This window comes from Phytoactinopolyspora endophytica, from assembly GCF_004138495.1.
In the GTDB taxonomy this organism is placed as follows: domain Bacteria; phylum Actinomycetota; class Actinomycetes; order Jiangellales; family Jiangellaceae; genus Phytoactinopolyspora; species Phytoactinopolyspora endophytica.
On record NZ_ML142869.1, the window covers coordinates 42768 to 43694 of the forward strand.

A 927-nucleotide genomic window follows, 5' to 3' on the forward strand; every position below is an offset into this window, starting at 1 on the left:
ACACCTCAGCACGTAGTGCTCCGACCGGTGATCACTCCTGTCGACGCACGAACTCTTTCTGCCGGTCGTTCAGGTCGCGTTCGACCAGGTCGAGGATGAGCTGAGACTGCTCTTCCGTCAACGGTGGCAGCTCACCTGCGAACTCTGTGAGCAACGACCGCGCCCAGACCGTGAGCTCCTCGAGCTCACGGTCCGTGGAGGTCTCGTCGATGGCGTCGAACCGTTCCTGCATCGACACCAAGGCCGACCGCAGCTTTGGCTCCAGCAGTGCATCGGCCAAGAGATCGATCTGTGGGTGATCCTTGTAGAGGTGAGCGAGCAGAATTGCGGTGGGGACGTCGGTGGACGTGAGGCTGAGCGCGGCGGCCACTCTCGACAAGCCGACGTGGTGACCCGCTCGCGCCCGGGCGAGCCGCTCGCGCTGTTCCGTGAGCGCGGCGATCCGTGCCTCCAGAGCACGATCGACCTCGTCGAGCGCCTCGTCAGTGGTGGCGGAAGCGGAGTCGGCGGCGACAGCTCCGGCCTGTGCCAGCGACAGGCCGGAGCTGGTGAGTTGGTTGATCCTCAGCACCGCCACCAGGTGGTCGACGGTGTAGTCCCGATACCCGTTGGACCGCCGCGGCGGCTCCGGCAGCACACGAGCCTGGTGGTAGTACCGGATGGTCCGGATCGTCACACCGGCAAGCTCGGCTAGTTCTCCAATGCGCATCAGACTCGCACCTGTTCCAGTCTGCGTATGCGCCGGTTGAACAGGGCTACTGTGACCGCGATGATCCACAGCACCGCGAAAACCGTCGTGGCGAGGCGAAGGCTGCCGAACTCGATGAGTAGTGCGGCAGCACCGATACCCGCCGGAGGAACCAGGGTCATGATGGCGTTCTGTGCTCCCAGCACCTTGCCTCGTTGACCTTCGTCGACGTTCTCGAC

1 protein-coding gene and 1 pseudogene are annotated in these 927 nt (G+C 64.4%); both read right to left on the reverse strand.

Features of this window, described 5'->3' with window-relative positions:
* Positions 1-31 precede the first annotated feature (31 nt).
* Complete coding sequence (locus tag ELR45_RS29065; RefSeq protein WP_129669421.1) at positions 32-709, reverse strand: MerR family transcriptional regulator; 678 nt, start codon at positions 707-709, stop codon at positions 32-34.
* Positions 709-927: pseudogene (locus ELR45_RS29070) on the reverse strand (MFS transporter); the annotation flags it as partial. The gene ELR45_RS29065 and the pseudogene ELR45_RS29070, both read right to left, overlap by 1 nt.